Annotated in this window: 18 protein-coding genes; 10 read left to right on the forward strand and 8 right to left on the reverse strand. The window is 46.0% G+C overall.

All coding sequences use genetic code 11. The annotated features are described in order from the left end of the window. Positions 1–3: 3 nt before the first annotated feature. Positions 4–1,593, reverse strand: coding sequence for a UDP-N-acetylmuramate--L-alanine ligase (murC, locus tag N39L_RS05400; protein ID WP_006619929.1), 1,590 nt, complete (start codon positions 1,591–1,593; stop codon positions 4–6). A gap of 618 nt (positions 1,594–2,211) precedes the next feature. On the opposite strand from murC, the gene N39L_RS05405 reads away from it, so the two are divergent. After that, the gene (locus N39L_RS05405) at positions 2,212–3,225 is read left to right on the forward strand and encodes a type I glyceraldehyde-3-phosphate dehydrogenase (RefSeq protein WP_014274525.1); all 1,014 of its coding nucleotides are present in this window, start codon (positions 2,212–2,214) and stop codon (positions 3,223–3,225) included. A 28-nt stretch (positions 3,226–3,253) separates the two neighbouring features. Here the strand turns inward: N39L_RS05405 and thiL are convergent, their stop codons facing one another. From thiL to N39L_RS05420, 3 genes are all read right to left on the reverse strand, one after another. Beyond that, entirely contained in the window at positions 3,254–4,246 is a 993-nt protein-coding gene (thiL, locus tag N39L_RS05410) for a thiamine-phosphate kinase (RefSeq protein WP_014274526.1), read from the reverse strand. Positions 4,247–4,275: 29 nt separating this feature from the next. Next, entirely contained in the window at positions 4,276–5,751 is a 1,476-nt protein-coding gene (locus N39L_RS05415; protein WP_006619926.1) for an isochorismate synthase, read from the reverse strand. Between the two features lie 164 nt (positions 5,752–5,915). Then, positions 5,916–6,074 carry a hypothetical protein gene (locus N39L_RS05420; protein WP_014274527.1) on the reverse strand — a complete coding sequence of 53 codons (159 nt, stop codon included), beginning with the start codon at positions 6,072–6,074 and terminating at the stop codon, positions 5,916–5,918. Here N39L_RS05420 and N39L_RS05425 point away from each other — a divergent pair. The 5 genes from N39L_RS05425 to N39L_RS05445 are packed head-to-tail and all read left to right on the forward strand — an operon-like array spanning position 6,073 to position 13,361. Then, positions 6,073–7,452 (forward strand): cytochrome P450, encoded by a 1,380-nt coding sequence (locus tag N39L_RS05425; RefSeq protein WP_006619925.1) that lies wholly within the window; start codon positions 6,073–6,075, stop codon positions 7,450–7,452. The two genes, N39L_RS05420 and N39L_RS05425, sit on opposite strands and share 2 nt — an antisense overlap. 16 nt (positions 7,453–7,468) lie before the next feature. Continuing rightward, on the forward strand, positions 7,469–8,365 hold the full coding sequence (gene menA / locus N39L_RS05430) for a 2-carboxy-1,4-naphthoquinone phytyltransferase (protein ID WP_014274528.1): 897 nt from the start codon (positions 7,469–7,471) through the stop codon (positions 8,363–8,365). Between the two features lie 53 nt (positions 8,366–8,418). Next, entirely contained in the window at positions 8,419–10,860 is a 2,442-nt protein-coding gene (locus tag N39L_RS05435) for a type I restriction-modification system subunit M (RefSeq protein ID WP_014274529.1), read from the forward strand. A gap of 19 nt (positions 10,861–10,879) precedes the next feature. Further along, positions 10,880–12,133, forward strand: coding sequence for a restriction endonuclease subunit S (locus tag N39L_RS05440; protein ID WP_014274530.1), 1,254 nt, complete (start codon positions 10,880–10,882; stop codon positions 12,131–12,133). Positions 12,134–12,185: 52 nt separating this feature from the next. Then, the gene (locus N39L_RS05445) at positions 12,186–13,361 is read left to right on the forward strand and encodes a DNA methyltransferase (RefSeq protein WP_006617238.1); all 1,176 of its coding nucleotides are present in this window, start codon (positions 12,186–12,188) and stop codon (positions 13,359–13,361) included. A 162-nt stretch (positions 13,362–13,523) separates the two neighbouring features. On the opposite strand, the gene N39L_RS05450 is transcribed toward N39L_RS05445, so the two are convergent. Beyond that, on the reverse strand, positions 13,524–14,135 hold the full coding sequence (locus tag N39L_RS05450) for a Uma2 family endonuclease (protein WP_014274531.1): 612 nt from the start codon (positions 14,133–14,135) through the stop codon (positions 13,524–13,526). A gap of 131 nt (positions 14,136–14,266) precedes the next feature. On the opposite strand from N39L_RS05450, the gene N39L_RS05455 reads away from it, so the two are divergent. The 3 genes from N39L_RS05455 (at position 14,267) to N39L_RS05465 (ending at position 18,731) form a co-directional block, all read left to right on the forward strand. Continuing rightward, positions 14,267–14,839, forward strand: a complete 573-nt coding sequence (locus tag N39L_RS05455; protein ID WP_014274532.1) for a Uma2 family endonuclease — start codon at positions 14,267–14,269, stop codon at positions 14,837–14,839. 93 nt (positions 14,840–14,932) lie between these two features. Further along, positions 14,933–18,016, forward strand: coding sequence for a type I restriction endonuclease subunit R (locus N39L_RS05460; protein ID WP_014274533.1), 3,084 nt, complete (start codon positions 14,933–14,935; stop codon positions 18,014–18,016). Then, a complete protein-coding gene (locus N39L_RS05465) occupies positions 18,003–18,731 on the forward strand; it encodes a M48 family metallopeptidase (protein WP_014274534.1) in 729 nt (242 codons plus the stop codon). The genes N39L_RS05460 and N39L_RS05465 overlap by 14 nt, the downstream gene beginning before the upstream one ends. On the opposite strand, the gene N39L_RS05470 is transcribed toward N39L_RS05465, so the two are convergent. Next, positions 18,717–20,312: an SBBP repeat-containing protein gene (locus tag N39L_RS05470; RefSeq protein ID WP_043468904.1), complete on the reverse strand. Its 1,596-nt coding sequence runs from the start codon at positions 20,310–20,312 to the stop codon at positions 18,717–18,719. The genes N39L_RS05465 and N39L_RS05470 overlap by 15 nt on opposite strands. 634 nt (positions 20,313–20,946) lie before the next feature. Here N39L_RS05470 and N39L_RS05475 point away from each other — a divergent pair. Then, entirely contained in the window at positions 20,947–21,228 is a 282-nt protein-coding gene (locus tag N39L_RS05475) for a DUF3493 domain-containing protein (protein ID WP_006618455.1), read from the forward strand. Between the two features lie 358 nt (positions 21,229–21,586). On the opposite strand, the gene N39L_RS05480 is transcribed toward N39L_RS05475, so the two are convergent. Together N39L_RS05480 and N39L_RS05485 are read right to left on the reverse strand one after the other, a co-directional pair. Continuing rightward, a complete protein-coding gene (locus N39L_RS05480; protein WP_014274536.1) occupies positions 21,587–23,293 on the reverse strand; it encodes a DUF1565 domain-containing protein in 1,707 nt (568 codons plus the stop codon). After that, complete coding sequence (locus tag N39L_RS05485) at positions 23,293–24,498, reverse strand: RRXRR domain-containing protein (RefSeq protein WP_014274537.1); 1,206 nt, start codon at positions 24,496–24,498, stop codon at positions 23,293–23,295. Before N39L_RS05485 ends, N39L_RS05480 begins: the two co-directional genes overlap by 1 nt. Positions 24,499–24,515: the final 17 nt, after the last annotated feature.

The following is a 24,515-nucleotide window of genomic DNA, read 5'->3' on the forward strand; positions in this document are numbered from 1 at the left end:
CAGTTACACACCAACAGTGGGATGGATGCCAGAATTGCCATCGGATTGAAAGAATGCCATGACCTCTGGAATTACTCGATTCAGGTTACCAGCACCCAAAAACAGGACCAAATCCCCTGGTTTCAGCAGTTGAAACAAGCGAGTTTTCACGGCATCTAGGGAAGGCTGGTAATCAACATGGGGATGATTTTCAGCAATACGCGCAGCCAATTGTTGACCATTAATCCTGCCCGGATTGGCTTCTCCGGCGCTATAGATCTCAGTGAGCATAACTAAATCTGCATCACCAAAGCACTGAGCGAAATCCTCGAGGAGGGTTTCAGTGCGACTGTAACGGTGGGGTTGGAAAATGGCGACCACTCGTTTAATTTCCGAGCCGGGGTGGATAGGGGTGATGGCTGTTTCCGAGAAAGTAGAGCTAAGACCACTCGAATTTTGAAGCCGACCCCTAGCAGCAGCTAGTGTGACTCGAATTTCGCTAGGGTGGTGGGCATAATCATCAACAAATTGAATACCCCCATAATTCCCTCGATATTCAAAGCGTCGTTTAGTCCCAGGAAATTCAGCGATCGCCTGAGCAATCACAGAAAATTCCCAATTGAGTAATCGACCCACAGCTACAGCAGCCAAGGCATTACTGAGATTATGGGATCCCAGCAATTGTAACTTTAGCAGACCGATCGCCTCGCCTCGCTCATAAACCTGAGCGATGACACCATCAGCAAGATATTGAACAGCATCAACAGTATAGTCGGCATCCAACTCTGGGTTAATGCTATAGCTAATGGTGGGTTTAAGGTAATCTCGAACTATTGGGCAGTCAACACACCCCACAATAGTCTCACATTGATTGGCAAAAATCTTAAAGGTCGAGATCAGTTGATCAAGGTTTTTGTAGTGGTCAGGATGATCAAGTTCAATATTAGTCACAATCCCGATATAGGCTCCTAGTTTAACCAGGGAACCATCAGACTCATCAGCTTCTGCCACCAAATAAGGGCCATGTCCTACGCGGGCATTTCCTTCCCAAGCACTCACCTCTCCACCCACCAGAATTGTCGGGTCCAAACCAGCTTTTAGCAATAGAAAAGCAATCAAGCTGCTGGTTGTAGTTTTACCATGAGTCCCTGCCACGGCAATACTTTGGTACTCAGCCATCAAAGCCGCCAGTAGGTCTGATCTATGAAAAATCGGACAGCCTAACTCTAAGGCGACTTTATATTCGGCATTTTCGGGATGGATAGCTGTTGAACAAATAACTTGCGGAAGTTGCTGTCCTAACTCAGCGCTGGAAATAGATGATTCTATGGGTAATGGTGCTTTCTCTGACGAGATGTTCCCCGATGCCACAGAAGCCATTGACTGCCAATTATGCTTGGGGGTTTTAAAAATGTCCAAGTTGCTGGCATCTTGGCTCCCAAAAATATGAGCCCCCATGGCTTGCAATCGCTCTGTGATATGGCTATTTTGGAGATCTGACCCAAAAACAGGCAAATTTCGCTCGGCTAAAATATGGGCAAGGGCTGACATTCCTATGCCACCAATGCCAATGAAATGAAATGGCCTGCCATTAAAATCGACAGTATTAGGCATTAACTATTCCTCGAGACACCACACCACACCTGCAACAGGCGATTATCATATCAATAATTGCCGCTTGTTGGAAATTCAACCATAGCAAAGTATGGCAATTACAAGATTAAAAGGCGATCGCTCCGATGGCGGCAGAAGGCTGTATGGTATTTGTATACTACATACTCCCCAAAATCGGAAATAACCGGATGCTATCTACATAAAATTAAGTTTAGATCAAGACCAACCGGGGCGGATGCCATATAAGACTCAACACCTGCCATAGCTTCACCCCAGGGCATTTGGGGTCATCATGTCCTCCTTAGATGTGATTACTGAGGCTTATTATCCTAAGTATGCGCCCCTAATCATAGCCGATCGCACCCGTAACCAGAATCCCCCCTAACTATGAGGGAAGGCACAATAGCACACCCAGATCAGCAATTTTGTCTGTACCAGCGGGGATCTAGGGGAATGGACGATTTGCTGTTAACTGACCAGGGACATCAAACCAAAAGTTTCGATACCTAAACTTCAGAAGAGGTCAGCCTTTAGGGTATGATTGGGGTCAAGATAAACTCACGTTATAGAAGGCGTAAGCCTTAGTTGGGCAATACTATCGTTAGGAGAAACAAGGTGATGAAAGTCGCAATCAACGGTTTTGGCAGGATCGGACGTAACTTTCTGCGTTGTTGGCTGACCAGAGGGGAAAATACTAATCTGGAAGTTACGGCTATCAATGACACTTCCGACCCCAAGATCAATGCTCATTTGCTGAAGTATGACTCAATGTTGGGGACTTTGCATGATGCCGATATCAAGGCTGATGAGAACTCCCTGATTGTCAATGGTAAGACGATTAAGTGCGTTTCTGACCGTAATCCTCTTAACCTCCCTTGGAGTGAATGGGGTATCGATCTGATCATTGAAGCGACAGGGGTATTTGTTACCGAAGAGGGAGCATCAAAGCATTTATCTGCTGGTGCGAAAAGGGTTCTGATTACTGCCCCTGGGAAAGGTAGTAATATTGGAACCTATGTAGTTGGTGTCAATGACCATAACTATGATCCCAATGCCCATGTTATTGTCAGTAATGCCAGTTGTACTACTAACTGTTTAGCCCCTGTGGTCAAGGTGTTGCAAGATAATTTCGGGATCATCAAAGGAACGATGACCACTACCCACAGTTACACTGGCGACCAGCGTTTGTTAGATGCTAGTCACCGAGATGTCCGACGGGCGCGGGCTGCGGCTCTGAATATTGTTCCTACCTCTACAGGTGCGGCTCAGGCTGTGGCTTTGGTAATTCCTGAGCTGAAAGGTAAGCTGAATGGGATTGCTATGCGGGTTCCCACCCCTAACGTTTCCGTGGTGGACTTTGTGGCTCAGGTGGAGAAAACCACTTTCACCGAAGAAGTCAATAAAGCTCTCCAAGAAGCGGCAGAAGGACGGATGAAAGGGGTTCTGGCTTATAGCGATCTGCCTCTGGTTTCTAGTGACTATCGCGGCAATAATGCTTCTTCTATTGTTGATGCTAGTTTGACAATGGTTATGGGTGGCGACTTGGTTAAAGTTGTAGCCTGGTATGACAACGAGTGGGGATACAGCCAACGGGTTGTAGACTTGGCTGAGATTGTGGCTAAACACTGGTAAGGGCGCTCAGGGGGGATTTTGGTTCTGGTTAAAAGTGCTGAAATCCCTGTTTTTGAGTCAGGATAATTTCTGAGTTAGGGTGCGTACCTGTAAGTAGGATGGTTTGAGTCTCTGTTGTAGTGACACCAATGATGGCACTTCCTGGGATGTGTTTGATCAGTTGTTGGGCACGATCGCATGGTAGACATAAAACTAACTCAAAATCCTCGCCGCCATAGAGTACCCAATCAAGGATGGTCTCTGCTGGGGCTAGTTTTTCCAGGGAGTTAGAATGGGGCAGTTTTTGGGCTTCTATTCTAGCTCCTACTCCGCTGGCTTGGCTGATCTGCACGATCGCATCAGCTAAACCGTCGCTGCTGTCCATACCAGCAATAATTAGGTGGCGATCGCTATCCCATAGCTTTTGTAGGGTTGGTAATATATCTAGTCGCGGTTGCGGATACTGATGATCCTGTTGAAGCGATCGCTTTTCGGTTTCTGATAGGGATGCACCTAAATCATCATTGAGCAGCAATTCTAACCCCGCCCGGGAGTGACCATGAGCGCCGCTGACGACGATCGCCCATTCCGGTTGGGCTGTCGATCGCTTAATGATTCGTTGGGGCGAAACTGTACCAATAGCAGTAATTGAGATGGTATTGATAGGGGAGCGACAAATATCGCCGCCAATAATTGGGGTTTGGAATTGGTCTAAACATTGAGCCATCCCCTCATATAACTGTTGTACCCAGTTAGATGATGTTTCCCCCCTTAACCCCAAAGCTACGGTAATTCCTAGGGGAGAGGCTCCCATGGCTGCCAGATCTGACAAATTAGCGGCTACGGATCTCCATCCCACTGCGGTGGGGGGGGTAGTGCGATCGCTAAAATGGCAGCCTTCGACTAACATATCAGTTGTCACCACCACAGACTGATCAGCAACCGGAGTCACCACGGCCCCATCATCCCCCACTACTTCTAGGGGACAAAACCTTTTAACCATTGCTAATAACCCCTGTTCACCGAGATCTCGAATTTCCATAATTAGCAGTCAATTTAGCGATTTTTGTGTTATACTAATGCTCTCAACAGGGCTTGTAGTTTCAGTTGAATTTCGGCTAATTCTTGCTCAGGTTCAGACCCGGCGACTATTCCGGCTCCAGCGAACAGTCTAGCTCGATCGCAGTCTATCAAAGCGGAACGAATACCTACGATAAATTCCCCATTACCGTGATAGTCTACCCAACCCAAAGGAGCGGCATATAAGGACCGGTCAAAGGTTTCGTATTGCCTAATTTGAGCGATCGCTATTTCGCAGGGAGTCCCGGCGGCGGCGGGGGTCGGGTGTAGTTTCGCCAATATATCTAATAGGTGAATATTGGGGGATATGGGGGAAGTTATGGGAGTCCACAGGTGTTGAATATTGGATAATTGCATTAGCCTGGGTTTTGGCGAAGGCGAAGGGGTCAAGCCTAAATGTAATAGACGTTCTATGATAAAATCGACTACGGCTTGATGTTCCCGTAGGTTTTTATCACTTGATAGGAGGCGGTGAGCAATTTCTGCATCTTCCGTTTCCGTTTCACCACGGGGGGCAGAACCTGCCAGCGCATCGGTGCTACAATTACCTTGATTGACTGTAATTAGGCGCTCTGGACTCGCACCTATAAAGTTTTGGCCTTGGCTGTTTCCGGTGGAAAAAATGTAGCAGTCGGGATAAAGCGATCGCAAATTTGCCAGGGAATTGATGAGCCGAAATGGTCGCTCTGAGCAAATATCAAAGGCTTGGGATAGCACAACTTTACTGAGTTTTCCCGTATCAATTAACTGCAAATTCGCCGATACTGACTTATGAAAATCTCCTACTTGTGGATTTATCCAAATGGTTCGGGGGTGTAAAGTGTTGGTTATTTCTGCTGGAATGCTGCCATTTGTCAGATTATTAACTGTGTCGATTTTTGCCGATATAGACAGAGTTACAGCGTCAATATCTGAATTTTTGTCGACCAAAGTATTGATTAGTAAACTATAGCGATCGCCTTTTTGATAGAGTAGGATTGATGGTAAAAATAGAGTGGCGGCGGGAAAGACTGGCTGGGAATGATAGTTATCTACATTCGGGTAATTCCTGAGATAATAATGCTCCGAATTAGATTGATAATTGTCTTGAAAAAACGTGAAACTACAACAAAAAGCTGGGGCGGTCAAATCCGACTCAGACCCGGCGATAATTGTCCGGCGAAACCAACCATCGATAAACTCCTGAGATTTGGCAAATCTTTCCCCGTTGTTAATAGTTAATTTGACTGCAGCATCCCAGCCGACGATCGCCTGTTTTGACTGAGCTTTTTCAAAGTAAAAATGTGGCTTATCCTCTGTTAAGAATGCTTCCAAAAACCGGAGAGGGTCAACGGCATCAATTTCCCGAACAATACTAATAATTTGAGGCTCAGAATTGACAAGACAATTTTGCTGGCACTCACACAGAAAGCGATGCAGTTCCCGGCGGTCTTGCCAAAGCAATTGGGGAGGAGGTACAGCCAGCATAGAATAGAATAACAGATCAATATAGGGATGTTACCAAGAAAACAGCCTTTGCGCCCAGAAGGTCAGTTATTAGAGCAATATACAACACTGACTGATATTGGTTCAAGACTTGGGAAGCTTGACCTAGCCGACAATTGGGAAAAATCAGTTCGGGAATTATGCCATTAGGCTTTAGAAAAGGCAATATTAGCGATCGCCTCTGGGTTGTCTGTGGTAATAAACCTTAACAAATCCGGCCCTAGGAGAGGGTCAGAGGGTGATAAGGCGATGGTATTATGAATTGACCCACCCACTGAATTGGCTGAATTTAACCAGACACGCATGAAACTGCCTGATGGCCCTAGATTAATGTCCCCCCTGCAAATTTTGCAGCTTGTTATTGATCCTCCCAAATACCTAGAAAACTGCGCCGATAAATATGGCGATCGCTTTACTTTGCGGGTTTTAGGCAATAATTCGCCGCCGGTGGTTTTTTTTAGTCATCCACAGGCGATCGAGGCAATTTTTGCCGGGTCTGAGGGTCTGTGTCCGGCTGATCAATTGGAGTTAGGACGCATTACCCATGTATTTGAGCCCCTGACCGGGCCACAGTCTTTAATTGCTAAAGATGGATCGGAACATCAACGCCTGAGACAGTTGTTAATGCCACCCCTACACGGGAAGCAACTTCCCCGCTATGGTGAGGCGATCGCCAATATTGCCGACTCCGTGACCGAAAACTGGTCTGTTGGTGATTGTATCTCTATCCGCAAGTATACCGCCCGAATGTCCCTACAAACCATTTTACAGGTAGTTTTGGGGTTGGGTCCCGGTTATCTGATGAACCAACTGCAACAGACCCTAGAAACCTATTTAGAGTGGGTAAATTCCCCCCTCAACTCCCTACAGTTTTTTTGGCCGGCTTTGCAAAAGGATCTCGGTGCGGCGAGTCCCTGGGGCAAATTTCTCCGACAGCGACAACAAATTGATGATCTGATTTATACTGCCATAGGCGATCGCCGCCGGGAAGCCACAGGGGAAGATGTCCTATCTTTGCTAATTTCGGCGAGGGATGAAAACGGCGAGGGTATGAGTGATCAGGAATTGCGCGATCAGATTATTACCCTATTGCTCCTAGGTTATGATACCACCGCCTCAGCCACCGCTTGGGTATTTTATTGGATTCATAAATTCCCCCACATTAGAGATCAACTGGTCGCCGAATTGCAGACCCTCGGAAGTGATAGCGACCCGGCGGAGGCGGTGCAACTTCCCTATTTAACAGCAGTTTGTCGGGAGGCTTTGCGTCTTCACCCTATTGCCTTAATTTCTCAGCCTCGTGTGGTGCGTGAGTCTGTGACTATTGGCGGCGATCGCTTTCAACCTGGCACCGTCCTAGTCCCCTGCATTCACCTAGCCCATAGGCGATCGCAAACCTACCCAGAACCCGAAAAATTTCGACCCGAAAGATTTTTAGAACGTCGATTTTCCCCCTATGAATACTTCCCCTTTGGTGGCGGTTCTCGTAGTTGTATCGGCATGGCATTATCTCTATTTGAGATTAAAATCATCGTAGCGACTGTCCTCAGCCGTTGCCAATTTTCCCTAGCTGATTTAGGTCCTGTGCGTCCCGTGCGCCGGGGAATTACCATTGTGCCTTCGGATAACTTTAAACTAATTGTTGAAAATATCCGACCCTCCCTCATTTCCTCCGTTGTTTAAGCCACATATTTAAATAATGACTACTAAACTGATTGCTGATTCTAATTCTAAGCTGTGGGTAGCTGCCATTAAGCCACCTATGTACAGCGTCGCTATTATGCCTATTTGGGTCGGAACTGCCCTCGCCAAGTCGGAAACTGGTTTGATAAATTGGGGCGTGTTTATGGCGTTCCTAACCGCCGCTATTTTCATCTTAGCTTGGGAGAACCTACTTAATGATGTCTTTGATTCCGAGACTGGTATTGATAAAAATAAACATCATTCTCTGGTCAATTTAACCGGCAATAAAGCCCTGATTTTAACTATTGGTAATATTTGCCTCGTGGTGGCGATCGCCCAAATTATGTTAATCTGTTGGTGGCAGCAAGATTTAACCATTTTCGGGTTAATTATCCTCTCCTGTTTTTTAGGGTATCTTTACCAGGGGCCCCCTTTCCGTCTCGGTTATCAAGGCTTGGGGGAATTTCTCTGCTTTTTTGCCTTCGGACCCGTAGGAATGTCCGCCGTTTATTATAGTCAAACCCAAACCTGGTCAATAGTCAATTTAGCCGCCTCTGTTATAGTCGGAATAGCCACCACCTTAATATTATTTTGTTCCCATTTTCACCAAGTAGAAGATGATATCGCCGCCGGAAAGCGATCGCCCATTGTCCGCTTAGGGACCCAACGCGGCGCGCAAATTTTACCCTGGTTTTGTGGTAGTATTTTCGGATTAACTCTCATCGGAGTTGTTGGCGGATTTTTCCCAGCTTGGACCCTATTAAGTTTTGTCGGAGTCTTCCCAGCCATTCAATTATGCCGCCATGTCCTACAATATCATAATCAACCCCAACAGGTTAGTAACTGCAAATTCATCGCCGTTTCCGTTCACTTTTGGAGTTGTTTATTATTGGGCTTAGGGTTTATCATTTAGGGTGAATAAACCCAGTTTATGGCTCCCACCACAAGTAGATTATAGGCACGTCAATGGCTGTTAAAAAAACCCAACTATATAGTTCCCTGTGGGCAGGTTGTGACGAACTCCGGGGGGGAATGGATGCCTCCCAATATAAGGATTATGTCCTCACCCTGCTATTCCTTAAATACGTTTCTGATAAATATGCCGGGAAACCCAACCCCCTGATTATTGTTCCCCAAGGGGCTGCCTTTAGCGACTTGGTGAAGCTGAAAGGTGATAAAGAAATCGGCGATAAAATTAACAAAGTTATCGACAACCTCGCCGCCGAAAATGACCTTAAAGGCGTGATTGATATTGCCGATTTTAATGACGAGGATAAACTGGGCAAAGGCAAGGAAATGGTAGACCGCCTCTCCCGGTTGGTCGGTATTTTCGAGGGCATTAATTTAAGCGCCAACCGCGCCGACGGCGATGATTTGCTGGGAGATGCCTATGAGTATTTGATGCGGAATTTTGCCACCGAGTCCGGCAAAAGCAAAGGACAATTTTACACCCCCGCCGAAGTGTCTCGCGTCGTCGCCAAAGTCTTAGCAATTCCCCCAGAAACCCGCCAAGATGCCACCGTTTACGACCCCACTTGTGGGTCGGGTTCTCTATTGCTAAAAGTCGCAGACGAAGCCCCCAACGGATTAAGCATATATGGGCAGGAAATGGATAACGCCACCTATTCCCTGGCGCGGATGAATATGTTTATGCACAACCATCCTACGGCGGAAATTTGGAAAGATAACACCCTCGCCGCACCTTATTGGAAGGAAAAAGATGGCAGTCTCAAGCGGTTTGATTTTGCCGTAGCTAACCCCCCATTTTCTTACAAATCTTGGAGTAATGGAGTCGATACCGCCAGAGATGAATTTAACCGCTTTGGGTATGGGGTTCCCCCCGCGAAAAATGGCGACTATGCTTTTTTGCTGCATATCCTCAAATCCCTAAAAAGCACCGGAAAAGCGGCCGTAATTCTCCCCCACGGCGTGTTATTTCGGGGGAATGCCGAGGCAACCATTCGGCAAAATCTAGTTACCCAGGGCTATATTAAAGGCATTATCGGCTTACCCCCTAACCTGTTTTATGGCACGGGTATCCCCGCCTGTATTATTGTCTTGGATAAAGCGGAAGCCGCTACTCGTGACGGCTTATTTATGATAGATGCCAGCAAGGGATTTATCAAAGATGGCAATAAAAACCGCCTCCGCAGTCAGGACATCCATAAAATCGTCGATGTCTTCAATAATCAGCTAGAAATTCCCCGCTATAGTCGCCTGGTCAGTCTGGAGGAAATCGCTGCCAATGACTATAACTTAAATATTCCCAGATATATCGATTCTAGCGAACCCGAAGACCTCCACGACCTCAACGCCCACATCAACGGCGGCATTCCCCAGGGAGACATCGATGCCCTCGGTCATTATTGGCAGGTATTCCCCACCCTAAAAGCGGACTTATTCACCGAAACCCGCCCCGGTTATTTTCAGTTATCAATTACCAATTATCAACACTCCATTAAAAACCATCCCGAAGCCGTTGAGTTTGTGAGTGGGACTCTGGCGCTATATCACCAATGGCGGGACCATCACCGGGCGAGGTTGGAAAATATCGCCATAGGGGACAAACCCAAGGAGTTGATTGGGGAGTTATCGGAGGATTTGCTGGGGCGGTTGGCGGCGGCGGACTTGCTCGATAACTATGACATCTATCAGCTTTTGATGGATTATTGGGGGGAAACCATGCAGGATGATGTCTATTTGCTGGCACAAGATGGCTGGGAAGGGGGGAAGGTGTTAAGGGAGTTGGTGGTGTCCAAGGGGCAGAAGTTGACGGAAACGCCGGACTTGGTGATGGGGAAGAAAAAATATAAAGCGGATTTGATTCCCCCCAGTTTGTTGGTGGCGCGGTATTTTGCCGAGAAACAGGCGCAGATTGATGATTTACAAGCGGATTGTGATGGGGTAACGCAGGAGTTGGAGGGGTTAATTGAGGAAAACACGGGGGAAGATGGGGCGTTAACGGATGCCCAAACGGATGGGGGGAAGGTGACTAAGGGGAATTTAACCAAGTTGATTAAGGGGTTGAAAGGGTTGCCGCTTTTTGATGGGTCAGAAGAGGAGAGGCAACAGTTGGCAATTTGCGAGGAATGTTTAGGGTTATTTGACCGGGAAGCGGAGTTAAAAAAGGCGATTAAAGCGGCTCAGGAGGCACTGGATAGGTTAGTGTTTACCAAGTATCCTAAGTTAAGGGAGGAGGAGATTAAAACGTTGGTAATTGTGGATAAGTGGGGGGCGACTTTGGAGGGGATGATTTTGGCAGAAATTGAGCGGGTAACGCAGCAGTTAGGGAGTCGAATTAAGGAGTTAGATGAGCGTTATGCGGAACCTTTGCCCCAATTAGTGGATGAGGTGGAGAGGTTAGCGAGTCGGGTTGATGAGCATTTGCGGAAAATGGGAATTGGATAATTGATAATTGAGGGAAAAGATGAGCCGTCAAGAATTAGCTGGGAATAACAATCAAGTGCCGCCGGGGTATAAGCAGACTGAGGTGGGGGTGATTCCTGAAGATTGGGAAACTAATTTACTGGGCGATGTTGTTGAATTTTTAGATAGCAAACGAAAACCTGTTAAAGAAGAACAGCGTGCCAAAATGCGAGGCATTTACCCATATTATGGAGCGTCAGGTATAGTCGATTATGTTAATGACTATTTATTTGATGAAGACCTAATTCTTATGGGAGAAGATGGCGAAAATATTCTCAGCCGGAATATACGACTTGTTTGGCAGGTAAGTGGAAAAATATGGGTCAATAATCATGCTCATGTTTTAAGACCAAAATCCAATTTTAATATTGGATTCCTGACAGAATATTTAGAAAGCTTAGACTACTCACTTTATAACTCAGGTACTGCACAACCAAAACTAAATCAGCAAACTTGTTGTAACATTGTTATAGCACTCCCACCCCTTCCAGAACAAAAAGCGATCGCCTCTGTCCTCTCAGACGTTGACGAACTCATCAGCAGCCTAGATAAGCTAATTGCCAAAAAGCGCCACATCAAAACCGCCACTATGCAGCAACTCCTCACGGGTAAGACTCGCTTACCGGGGTTTGGTGAGGGAATGGGTTATCAAAAAAGTGCGAAGGGAATGGGTTATCAAAAAAGTGCGAAGGGAATGGGTTATCAAAAAAGTGCGATCGGTTTAATTCCTGAAGATTGGGAGGTTAAGCAATTAGGCGATGTTTTAAAAATTTGTCATGGAAAAAGTCAACATCATATTATTAGCAATAATGGTATTTATCCAATTTTGGGAACAGGTGGAGAGATAGGAAAAACCAACACTTTTTTATACAACAGACCCTCGGTTCTTATAGGTAGAAAAGGCACTATTGATGCTCCGATATATATTGATACTCCTTTCTGGACTATTGACACGCTTTTTTACTCGCAAATATTGTCAAATGCTAACGCCAAATTTATTTTTTATAAATTTAATTTAATTGATTGGTATTCTTATAATGAAGCCTCTGGAGTTCCTAGTTTAAATGCCGCTACAATTGAGGATATCAATCAATCTTTTCCACCCCTTCCAGAACAAAAAGCGATCGCCTCTGTGCTTTCGGACATGGACAAAGAAATTGCCGCCTTAGAAAAACGTCGCGCCAAAACCCAAGCCATAAAACAGGGAATGATGCAGGAACTCTTAACGGGGAGAACGCGGTTAATTAAGCCTTGATAGAGATAACACCAACAACCAGAAATCAGCAACCATATTGAGAGGTTGGAAATTGAAGCCCTTTAATAAACCCATCCCCCAAGAAAAACTAAATATTGTCAACAAAACCCGGTCGAACTTGTTTAGTTGGCGGGGTCAATTTTCCCCTCAACTTATCGAAATAATTTTAACACAATATTGCCCACCTGATGCCGTCATATTAGACCCCTTTGCAGGTAGCGGCACCGTTTTACTAGAAGCCGGAAATCTCCAACTTCCCGCCTATGGCTTTGATATTAACCCAGCCGCTTATATTCTCAGCCAAACCTATCAACTTATCAATAAACCCAGAAAACAGGAGTTAATTAAAATCCTGCGGGAATTAGTAGATCGAGAATTTCCTTATAGAATCTTTCAAAATGAGCCAGTGGAAAACCTAGCCGAAAAATTAACCCTAATTAGGAATCAGCTAGACCCAGAAGCCAGCCAAATATTTGAGGCTTTAGTGATTTTGCTCGATGTTGCCAACAATGCTGTTACCAACGAATTAATCCAGTCAAAACTTGCCGATTTAGTTAATCTTATCAAAAATCTGCCCTATTCCGACCACCCCATAAATATAGGTTTATCAGATGCCCGTTGTCTGCCATTACCCAACAACTCAATCGATTTTATCATCACCTCTCCCCCCTATATCAACGTATTTAACTATCATCAAAACTACCGCAAATCTGCCGAACTTCTAGGCTGGGATTTATTAACAATAGCACGGTCAGAAATAGGCTCAAATCGAGCCAACCGCAGCAACCGATTTTATACAGTAGTCCAATACTGTTTAGACATGGCTGAGACTCTCCGAGAACTTTCTAGGGTCAGCAAAAAAAACGCCCGCATTATCTTGGTTATCGGACATCAATCTAATGTTTTAGGTGTCCCTTTTTATAATGCCGATATTATCGAAAAGATGGGGATACAGGCTAACCTTTTCCACAAGCAATTGAGGCAAAAAAGAGAGTTTAAAAATAAATTTGGGCAAGTCATCCGAGAAGATATCATCAATTTTAGCAACCTGAAAAATCCAATTTCTCAAGCCAACCTTAACCAAATTGCGCGCCAAGTAGCCTTAGATATATTAAAAAGCGGTTTATCTTGGGTGTCTCCCGAAAATATAAACCACCTTAAAAAAGCCATTGATAGAGTGCCAGATATTGACAACACCCCCATCTTAGATAAAAGACTTTATATATAGCCACTGACTTAAATTAGTTCACCCTAATCAATACAAAATATATGCCTGATTTATCTCGACCTCATTACACAAAATTAACCGCTTGTCTCCATAACCCTCGCTTACCCGAACCTGACCGAGAAAAGCTAGAAGAAGCCATCAGAAAATATCATTTTTAAATTTTTAACCCTCAAAAATCTGTTGAACCGTTAACTCCAACTCAGGAAAAGCCACAGACTCCACCCTATCATTACCTCGAAATTGTCTAACTTCATACTCCCCATCAACCATTGTATAAACCGAAAGCGTCGGAGATTTAGGTTCACCAATAAAACGCCGCCCCCCTAACCCCAAATAATCGACAATCCAATATTCTGGGATTCCCATTAACTCATAATCTCCCGCCTTTCTCAGATAATCATTTTGCCAGTTATTGCTAACCACCTCCACCACTAACCGCACGGAACCCCCCAAGGTAATAATAGACTCTTTTTGCCAACGGGGTTCCTTGCTTAACTCCCCCTTATCCAACACAATAATATCCGGCTGATAACCTGATTGAGTATTCCACGGTTTCAGCAAACAATCACCGGGGATAGAGTAAGGTAACTCGTAACGGTCAATTATAACTCCCAGTTTTAGGCGGATAAAGCCTATAATATTAGAGTGCGCTCCTGTTCCTAAAGGCATTTCGACAATCCTTCCGTTGTGTAGTTCATACTTACAGGTGGCATTTTCTGGATACCAGGCGACAAATTCATCAAAGGATATGGGTTTAGTAATGGTTTGAGTCATAATAAAGGGGAATGAGGAATCTGGAATTGGATGCTGATATTTGGTCGGTTGATTTAATTATAAATTATTAACTGTCAAATGTCAATGGTCAATTAATAATAATTCTCACTATTTTAACGATGTCTAGGACTATGGCTGCTTTGATATTAAATTTAGACCGAGTTTGCCTGAGTGATGAGCAGTTTTATCAATTATGTCAAAACAATGCTGATTTTAACTTTGAACGGACTGCTAAAGGAGAGTTAATTATTATGCCACCAGTGGGAGGGGATAGCGGCAATAGAGAAGCGGATTTAATTATTGATTTGGGAATCTGGAATCGACAAACTAACCTAGGTTATACGTTTAGTTCCTCCACTGTCTTTACATTGCCAAATGGTGCTAACCGTTCCCCCGATGCGGCATGGATTCGCCGGGAACGTTACGCGGCATTAACCCCCCAACAACGGCAGAAATTCCCTCCCATTTCCCCGGATTTTGTCATTGAGTTAAGGTCAGTAACGGATGATTTAAAAATGCTACATAATAAAATGCAAGAATATATGGAAGCCGGGGTAAAATTGGCATGGCTAATTAACCCCCAACAGCAACAGGTAGAAATTTATCGCTTGGGGAAACAGGTAGAAGTGCAGGATTTACCCATAGAATTATCGGGTGAGGAAATATTGCCGGGGTTTAGGTTGAGTTTATCCAGGTATTTGTAGAAGTCTTGATGTAGGAGTTCCCCGACAACCTAACTCCCCGGACTGTTGGCTAAGATTTATTAAATTTCTTGAATACTACCAGAGAAGCAAATCATGATTAAAGTTGGACAAGTTGAACGAGTTACCCAAAACCGCGTTATTAAACTATTTCAAAACCAACTGGGTTATACCTATCTGGGAAACTGGAAAGACCGAGAAAATAACGGCAATATAGAGGCTGAATATTTAACCCAATGGCTCACCCAGCAAGGCATTAAGGACACCCTCATCAATAAAACCCTGAGAGAATTGGATAAAGCCGCCAGCTTGGGAGAAACCCAAAACCTTTATGATGCTAATAAGGCTGTTTATCGCCTGCTGCGTTATGGGGTAAAGGTGAAAGGGGGGGCGGGTGAACAAACTCAAACGGTTTGGCTCATTGATTGGGAAAATCCCGACAATAATCGCTTTTATCTGGCGGAAGAAGTGACCATAAAAGGCAACCATAGGAAACGCCCGGATATTGTGGTCTATATTAATGGTATTGCTGTGGCGGTTCTGGAACTCAAACGTTCCACGGTTTCGGTGGCGGAAGGTATCCGCCAAAACCTGGATAATCAAAAAAAGGAATTTATCCGCCCCTTTTTTACGACGCTTCAGTTAGTGATGGCGGGAAACGATACCCAAGGACTCCGCTACGGCACTATCGAAACCTCGGAAAAGTATTATTTGGAATGGAAAGAAGCGGGAGTTAATGCCTTTGAGAGTCTCCTAGATTGGCATCTTAGCCTACTGTGTGAAAAAAGCCGCCTGCTGGAACTCATCCACGACTTTATTATCTTTGATGCGGGGATTAAAAAAACCTGCCGCCATAACCAATATTTTGGGATTAAAGTCGCCCAGGAATTTATCGATCGCCGTGAGGGTGGCATTATCTGGCATACTCAAGGGTCAGGAAAAAGCCTAACTATGGTGTGGCTGGCGAAATGGATTCGGGAACATCAAAGGCAGGCTAGGGTTTTAATTATAAGCGATCGCACGGAACTCGACGAACAGATTAGCAGCATCTTTAAAGGAGTCGATGAGGAGATTTACCGCACCGAAAGCAGCGCCGACCTGATGAATAAACTCAACCAAACCCAACCCTGGTTAATGTGTTCCCTCATTCACAAATTCGGTCACTCTTCCCAAGAGGCGACCGAGGAATTTATTAACAGCCTCCAGCAACTCCCCAGCAACTTCTCCCCCAAGGGTAACTTATTTGTGTTTGTGGATGAATGTCACCGCACCCAGTCCGGGAAACTCCACAACGCCATGAAGCAAATGCTCCCGGATGCTTTATTTATCGGCTTTACCGGGACTCCCCTATTGAAACAAGACAAACAGCGCAGCATCGAAGTATTTGGGGGGTATATCCACACTTACAAATTTAACGAAGCGGTGAGAGATGGGGTTATCCTCGATTTACGATATGAGGCGCGCGACATTGACCAAACCCTCACCAGTCCCCAAAAAATAGACCAGTGGTTTGAGGCGAAAACTCGCGGCTTGTCAGAATTTGCCAAAACCCAACTGAAAAAGAAATGGGGGACGATGCAAAAAGTCCTCTCTAGTAAGTCTCGCCTGGAACAAATTGTTAACGATATTCTCCTAGACATGGAAACCAAACCCCGACTAATGGACGGACGGGGTAACGCCATGCTGGTCTGTAGCAGCATTTATCAAGCCTGCAAAACCTACGAAATTCTCAGCCAAACGGACTTTAAGGGTAAATGTGCGATCATCACCAGTTATAAACCTTCCCCGGCGGATATTAAAGGGGAGGAAACGGGGGAGGGACTGACGGAAAAACTCCACCAGTATGGGATTTATCGGCGTATGTTGGCGGACTATTTTAATCAGCCGGAAGATGAAGCCATGTATCGGGTGGGGGAATTTGAGCAGGAGGTTAAACGGCGCTTTATTGATGAACCGGGACAAATGCGCCTGTTAATTGTGGTGGATAAGCTGTTAACGGGCTTTGATGCACCCCCGGCGACTTATCTCTATATTGACAAAACGATGCGAGATCATGGCTTATTTCAGGCTATTTGTCGGGTTAATCGCCTTGATGGAGAGGATAAGGAATATGGCTATATTGTGGATTATAAGGACCTGTTCCAGCAATTAGAGGGGGCGGTTACAGATTACACTAGCGGGGCTTTTGAGGACTACGAGGCGGCGGACGTGGCGGGGTTATTGAGCGATCGCCTTTCCAAGGGCCAAGAACGACTAGAAACCGCCCTAGAAGCCGTCCGCGCCCTCTGTGAAACCGTCCCCCGTCCCCGTCACACTTCCGACTATCTCCATTATTTTTGCGCCGCCGACACCACGGATAAAACCGCCCTCACCACCAACGAACCCCAACGGGTCGCCCTCTATCAAACCGTTAACGCCCTCATTCGTGCCTATAGTAACCTCGCCAACGAAATGGAAGCGGCGGGATACACCCCCCAGGAAGCAGCCAGCATTAAAGAGGAGGTTAGCCAATACAGCAAAATGCGGGACGAGGTGAAAATTGCCAGCGGCGACTATATCGACAGTAAAATCTATGAACCGGCTATGCGTCACCTGATGGATACCTATATCAGGGCTGAACCCAGTAACCTAGTGGCGGACTTTGAAGAGTTGGGACTGGTGCAGCTTATGGTAAATCAGGGTTTAAAGGCTTTAGATAGCCTCCCGGAAGGGTTGAAAGATGAGGAAATCATGGCGGAAACCATCGAGAATAACATCCGCAAAATTATCTTAGATCAGAGTCCGATTAACCCGAAATATTATGAGGAAATGTCCGAGCTATTGGATGCTTTGATTGCACAACGTCACCAGCAAGCTATCAGTTACCAAGAGTATTTGGAACAGGTGAAACAACTAGCCCGACAAGTGATAGACCCCACCGGGTCAGCGGTGAGGAATTATCCCCCTTGCTTAAATACCCCCGCCCTCCGTTCCCTCTACGATAACCTGGGCAAAAATGAGGCGATCGCCTTAGCTATTGATGGAGTTGTGAAAACCACCAAAAAAGACGGCTGGATTGGTAATCGTTTCAAAGAAAGAGAAGTTAAAAACGCCGTTGATTCTGTCCTGAGTAATGCTAAACTAGACCCAGACCTAGACCAACTGCTAGAGTTAATTAAACAGCAGCATGACTATCAGTAAATCTCCCACAGAATACCAGGTTACTATTGCCGAAATTCCCGTGCAAGTGATTCGGAAATCCATTAAAAATCTGCATATTGTCGTCTATCCCCCAGAGGGGCGGGTGCGGGTATCTGCCCCCGATCAAATGACTGATGAGAATATCCGACTGGCGATAATTTACCGCCTATCTTGGATTAAGAAACAACGGGCTAAATTTGCCGCCCAACCCCGTCAATCGAAGCGGGAAATGGTATCAGGAGAAAGCCATTATATTTTTGGTAAACGCTACCGCTTAGAAGTCATAGAACGCCGGGGGAAACATGAAGTTAAAATCCTCAATGCTTCCCGATTGCAACTATTCGTTAATCCGGGAACTTCTCGGGACAATCGCGCCCTGGTTTTAGCCGAATGGTATCGCCAACAACTCCGGGATATTATACCACAATTGCTGAATAAATGGCAACCCATTATCGGGGAAAATGTCACCTATTGGGGCATTAAGAAAATGCGGACTAAATGGGGAAGTTGTAATATAACTAAGCGCGGGATTTGGTTAAATTTAGAACTGGCGAAAAAACCGATTGAGTGCTTGGAATATGTGGTAGTTCATGAGTTAGTGCATCTATTAGAACGTTATCACAATGACCGTTTTCAGGCTTATATGGATGAGTATCTCCCCCAATGGCGGCAACGTCGAGAACTCTTAAACCGGGAACCCTTAGAAGACTTCTAAATCCGCTGGAAATGGGGCATAATGACCATTAACCGTCAACTGAAAACTGTCATAGTTCCCATCTTGATTAAAGTACCACAGAAAATCCGGGTCAAGACCGGGAGCATACCAGAGAATATCTGTGATTCCTGAACCATTAAAGTCTCCCGCTACGGGGATATAATAACCATTTATCATAAACAAACGACTCCCATAACTACCATCTGCATGAAAGTAGCACATATAATCCGGGTCAAGACCGGGAGCATACCAGAGAATATCTGTGATTCCTGAACCATTAAAGTCTCCCGCTATGGGAATATAATCACCGTTGAGAGGTAACAATGGGTGCATTAACTCCGGCGGCGGGGGTGCAGGTTCTTCTGGTGCAGTCCCATCAACTATCATCCGAATAAAGGCATTTCCAGCCACATAAATAGACCCATCAAGGCCGGTGCTGAGGTCATTTACTCCGTCCCACTCATTGCTTGCTAACAGTCTTATCCATGTCAAAGCCCCATCAGTTTCATATTTGGCGATAAAGCCATCGGAATAACCACGATTCATTTCCCCAGCCAGGTTGCCTTGAGTCCAACCCGCCATATAAATAGACCCATCAAGGCCGGTGGTCAGGGCATTGGCTTGGTCAGCATTAGGGCTTCCCAACTGCCTTGTCCATACCAGAGTCCCATCCTCGGGTTCGTATTTGCTGATTAAGGCATTCCCGCCACGATTAAAAATTTCCTCGTTGATGTCGCCCTCGGTTAGACCAGCGACATAAATAGACCCATCAAGGCCGGCGCTGAGGGCATTAGCTGCCCCCCAACCATTGCTTCCCAACAACCTTGTCCATACCAGAGTCCCATCGGGTTCGTATTTGGCAATAAAGCCATCAGCACCACTCTGATTAATTTCCCCATTCAGGTCGCCCCAAGTCTCACCCGCCATATAAATAGACCCATCAAAGCCAGTGGTGAGGGCTCTGGCACCATCCCAATTACTGGTTCCTAACAGCCTTGTCCATGTCACAGTCCCATCGGGTTCGTATTTGCTGATAAAGGCATCCGTGCCACCATTATTTATTTCCCCACCTAGGTCGCCGTTAGTAAAGCCAGCTACATAAATGGACCCATCAAGGCCGGTGGTGAGGGCATGGGCTATTTCCGACCTATTGCTTGCTAACCGGGTTGTCCATACCTGGCTGCCATCGGGTTCATACCGGGCGAGAAACACATCGTTTTCACTGCTGGGAATTTCGTATGGCTGTCGAGGAATTTCTACAATCTGGTCACTCTGAGTATAGCCCGCCATATAAATAGACCCATCAAGGCCTGTGGTGAGGGCATTACCATAAGAGTTAGAATAGTTGCCTCCCAACAGCCTTGTCCATACCAGAGTCCCATCGGGTTCGTATTTGATAATAAAGCTATCAGTACCACTCTGATTGATTTCTCCATTCAGGTCGCCCCTAATAGAACCTGTCATATAAATAGACCCATCAAGGCCGGTGGTGATGGCCTTGCCACCAGTAGTCCTATCATTGGCTTCCAGTAGCCACGTATTGGCGAACTCTGGTGGCGTTGAAATCTGTACTGTTATCAGTCCTTCTGCTACCGAGATTAATTCGCTATCATCGGCTACAGGGTTTAGCTCATTCCATGACTCAATCATCTGGGTATCCCCCTCAATGAATTGATGCGATTTTTAATGCTGATATTTTTGGGAAATTTCCCATGATAAATATGATAATCTTACCTACCCAGATTGTCAATCCGTTAATCCATGGCGCAGGGCGGGTTTATTATATGGTCGTGAGGAATTGAGAATTGACAGCGGAGGCGCGCCCCTACAATTAACAATTAATAATTATTACAGATTTATCATAATTACTATTGACAAATTCCCGAACTTGACTTACACTAAAAGAATGGGAAACTGTGACGCCATATATATTCTAATTTAAGGTAGGCAGGTGCTGCTGTGAAAGCTCAATTGTCATGATGATCAAACGGCGCTAGACAACGCCAATGCTGCATCCTTAACAATGGAGCAATCTGCGCGTGCGTCACATCATGAAGTTTTTCGTGTCTATGCCAATTATCGGGATGTGGAAGCACCACTAGAGCCCTATGATGGGAAACTATCACCTACGGTTTTGAATGGGAGGGGGAAATGGTGACATCTCTCTCGACCCCTAATCCTAGAATACAGACATCAACTCAAAACTATATTACCTATGCCTAAGTCAAAAAGCGATCGCATTAATCCCAGAAATCTCGACCCAGAACTTTATGAGCGTCTGAAAGCCGAATCCAAAGCACCCTATCGAGGACTGCGACAGTTTATATATGTATCCTTCGCCGCCTCTGGATTAATTGGGGCGGTGGTTTTTTTGGCTCAACTCCTGTCAGGACGGGATGTAGGGACCGCCTTACCCAACTTTGCGCTTCAGGTGGGGGTGGTAGCTTTAATGGTTTGGCTATTTCGCCTAGAACAGCGATCGCCCAAATCTAAGTAACAAAACTTTATGTCCCTAGACAAAAATATATATTTCGCAAACAACTGACAAAAAAATAAAGAAAATATTACGAAATTTGAGATTTGGTCATGATACCTGTAATAATAATGATAGAAGCTCAATTGGGGTCAGCCAAAATAAAGGCCCTAAATATAAATACCCGTTTTCGTTCAATTGGGGTCAGCGATAGCAGGAACCAAGAACTTAGGCAGGTATCAGCCCGTAGTTGAGCCGCTCAAGCACTTGTTAACTCCTGTTTCTGATAAAGACCCTAAACATATTAAATCCAAAGCCAGCTATCCAATTGGGTAGCTGGCTATTTTAACTGCGACAGGTCTAGGGACTGTGAAACCCACCCCTAGAGAGGGCTACTCACCAAATAGGGGGAGTTAATCGCCTGAACTTTCCCGGCGTTGACTAAAGCCTGATAGACAAATGCGGCTACATCGGCGCGGGTGGCCACACGATTGGGGTTGAGTTGGCTTTGGTTAGGATAGTTAACTACCAAATTTCCGGTTGTGGCTCCCGCAACAGAGGGAAGCGCCCAAGTTGGAATCTCTGCTGCATCTTGATAGATGGAGAGGATATCAATATTGTCCGACTGGTAGCCAAGTCCTTGGGCTAAACCAACAATGCTTTGAATGCGGGTAATGGGGTCATTGGGTCGAAACTGACCGTCAGGAAATCCTGAAATAAACCCACCTTGATAGGCGGATTGAATGGCTTGATAACCCCAGAAGTTGCTGGGAACATCAGGGAATTGAGATCCTGATTGTTGGGCGGCGGGGGTAAAAGCATTTTTGACGATCGCCGCAAATTGTACCCTGGTCACTGGCTCATCAGGACGGAAAGAACCATCCTCAAATCCTGACATAATCCCTAGGCTGACTAATGCTTCCATATAGGACTGAGCCCAATGTCCTTGTAGGTCAGAAATAGTGCCAACTTCCAGACCCAAGTTAGGGGGTGTGACAGCGGCCAGTACATATTCAACCACTCCATAAATGCGGCTTTCGTCGATTTCATTACCGACTGCAGAGATGCTGTTACCTCGGGTGGCATTATATACATCGTAGCGCTGGTTATTGCGGATCAGGTTTTGACCCGGATCCCCTGCTGTTCCTAAGTTAGGTTGTGAAGTAGCGATCGCCACAATACCATCGCGCTGATTATTTTCGATCAAGTTATTGCGTAAAATCGGTTTAGCCGTATGGGAAACCATCACCCCGTCCCGGTTGTCCACAATCTGGTTTTCCACAATTTTCGGGGCGGAATCATCATTAATCGAAATCCCAAAACCAGTATTTTGAAACAGATTCCCCCTAATCAGTCCACCGCCAGAACGAGCCACCGAAATACCATTACCATCATTTTGGGCAAAAATATTGTTAGTGATGGTGGCGTTACCTTCCGCACTGATAAAAACCCCATCCCGTTTGCTATTGACAAAAGTTGAGTTACTGATGGTCGGGTTAGAGGATTCAACCCAAATCCCAGTCCCTCTGGTGTTGGGGTTGGTAATGGTGACTCCCAAAATTTGAGGGTCTCCCATAGTTCTGATGGTGACATTTTGACGAGCCAGACTCGGACTGACAAAATTACCCCCACCAATAATCAACACATTCCGACCATTATTAGATTGATCACCCAGTAGGATAACTCCTGGTTGGATGTTAATGGGGAATGCTTCCCCGGTCTCTGGGCTGTAGGTTCCGGGGGCTAACTTAATAGTGGTGCCGGGGGTAGCCCTGGACATAGCATAAGTGATGGTACGGAAAGGGGCTGCTTGAGAACCTGTTACCGTGTCGTTATCGGTTCCGGTGGCGGGGTTGACGTGGATGATTTGGGCTTGTACTAGGTATTCTGGGGAGGTTGGGGAGGTTGGTAATTCATTGGCGATCGCTTTAGGAATTGTCGGTAAATCAGCGATCGCCCCTAAGATCAAGGGGGTAGCTAGTAAACTCATACCCCGCCGCATTGACCATAGCCGAAACCCAAAAGCCTTTGGCTTCGATGTATCATAACTGTGGGCAGCCTTGCTAGTCAGAAAATAGTTATCTTTCATCAAAAATTCTCCGAGAAACCCCCATCCTCGCGTAGCAGGTGGGGGAGGGATAGGAGCGGTGGTTGAGTGGGGTTCAATGCCCCCGAAACCACCAAGTTTGTACTACGCGCAATCAAAGAGACCTTAGAAGCGGTGAATTGACCCAACCGCTTCCAGTTTAGGTCGCTGACAGAAACCTGTCTGTGAGTGTCACCACTCACCCAGCCGACGATAACCCGACCTGCCATTTCAGCACGCACAATGTCGCCCTTCCTGACCCCATGCCGTGTGGTGGTACCGCCATATTTACGACGCACCCCACCTTTGGCCGGAACCATCAAGTGCAGTTGTCTACGAGAAATGGGAGGTCTGCGAATCACTTTAAAGATGGATGGTGTTAACTGAACCAAACCCTTCCAGGTATGACCGTGAGTGTTGGCAGTGTGAAACGGTTCATATTTGACCAACTCAGAACACGCCAGAGTCAGTCCATCCACGGCATGAGTTTCAGGAGTTTGAGCCGACTTGTCTTTTGACTTGACTAACCTTAACGCAGTCCTGAGATTAGCGGTTTCATACCCAAATTGAGTCTTAACCTGGGCTAGTTTTGACAACCAGCCCAGCATCACTTTTTGCCCCACCATTACAGGCGAGAAGGACTTGGACCCTTTTGCCTTTACATACTCATAGACGATATTACTGACAGGGAATAGGCGGCATAGCTCCGTCACCACCCGCAATTCAAGTTGTCGGTTGGCTCGAATACTGGGAGGTAATTTGTTTTGTCTGCGGTTGTTAAAGCGCTTCTGCCGATGGGCGCGCTGGGAATAGGCCCAATTGCGGTTAATCCGTCTCCCACGCCTTCCACGCCGCATCATGCGACGTTGTTTCATTCGGTCTTTGACGGCTGGGAATGGGAGAACCAAGTGAGCCAGAAATAGGGTTGCCTTGGGTGATTGTACCCCAACGCCGCTATACAGTTTCCCCGGGTCAACTCCAACCGCAATCGGTTGAGTCTCTTCCCCAGACGGTTGCTGAGTTAGTTGAACGTAGAACACGCCCAGGTCTGACCATTTCCCCAAGGCCACCCCATCTCGAATCCAGCGCCTTGCTCGACTGGGCTTGGTTGGCATTAATGGTTTCCCACTGGGGGATAAAACCGGAACTCGTAGCATGGTGATAAACCTCTTGCGAGTTTGAGTCTCTTCGCCCACCGAATCAAACATGGCTTGGCTTTCCCAAC

It is taken from the genome of Limnospira platensis NIES-39, assembly GCF_026000695.1.
In the GTDB taxonomy this organism is placed as follows: domain Bacteria; phylum Cyanobacteriota; class Cyanobacteriia; order Cyanobacteriales; family Microcoleaceae; genus Limnospira; species Limnospira platensis.

Bases quoted from the DNA above. Each gene is read 5' to 3' on its own strand.
- N39L_RS05425 (WP_006619925.1), top strand. From the start codon at position 6,073: ATGAAACTGCCTGATGGCCCTAGATTAATGTCCCCCCTGCAAATTTTG.
- N39L_RS05485 (WP_014274537.1), bottom strand. From the start codon at position 24,498: ATGTTTGATTCGGTGGGCGAAGAGACTCAAACTCGCAAGAGGTTTATC.
- N39L_RS05455 (WP_014274532.1), top strand. From the start codon at position 14,267: ATGGCTGCTTTGATATTAAATTTAGACCGAGTTTGCCTGAGTGATGAG.
- N39L_RS05465 (WP_014274534.1), top strand. From the start codon at position 18,003: ATGACTATCAGTAAATCTCCCACAGAATACCAGGTTACTATTGCCGAA.
- menA (WP_014274528.1), top strand. From the start codon at position 7,469: ATGACTACTAAACTGATTGCTGATTCTAATTCTAAGCTGTGGGTAGCT.
- N39L_RS05450 (WP_014274531.1), bottom strand. From the start codon at position 14,135: ATGACTCAAACCATTACTAAACCCATATCCTTTGATGAATTTGTCGCC.
- N39L_RS05460 (WP_014274533.1), top strand. From the start codon at position 14,933: ATGATTAAAGTTGGACAAGTTGAACGAGTTACCCAAAACCGCGTTATT.
- N39L_RS05415 (WP_006619926.1), bottom strand. From the start codon at position 5,751: ATGCTGGCTGTACCTCCTCCCCAATTGCTTTGGCAAGACCGCCGGGAA.
- N39L_RS05405 (WP_014274525.1), top strand. From the start codon at position 2,212: ATGAAAGTCGCAATCAACGGTTTTGGCAGGATCGGACGTAACTTTCTG.
- N39L_RS05440 (WP_014274530.1), top strand. From the start codon at position 10,880: ATGAGCCGTCAAGAATTAGCTGGGAATAACAATCAAGTGCCGCCGGGG.
- N39L_RS05475 (WP_006618455.1), top strand. From the start codon at position 20,947: ATGCCTAAGTCAAAAAGCGATCGCATTAATCCCAGAAATCTCGACCCA.
- thiL (WP_014274526.1), bottom strand. From the start codon at position 4,246: ATGGAAATTCGAGATCTCGGTGAACAGGGGTTATTAGCAATGGTTAAA.
- N39L_RS05480 (WP_014274536.1), bottom strand. From the start codon at position 23,293: ATGAAAGATAACTATTTTCTGACTAGCAAGGCTGCCCACAGTTATGAT.
- N39L_RS05435 (WP_014274529.1), top strand. From the start codon at position 8,419: ATGGCTGTTAAAAAAACCCAACTATATAGTTCCCTGTGGGCAGGTTGT.
- N39L_RS05420 (WP_014274527.1), bottom strand. From the start codon at position 6,074: ATGCGTGTCTGGTTAAATTCAGCCAATTCAGTGGGTGGGTCAATTCAT.
- murC (WP_006619929.1), bottom strand. From the start codon at position 1,593: ATGCCTAATACTGTCGATTTTAATGGCAGGCCATTTCATTTCATTGGC.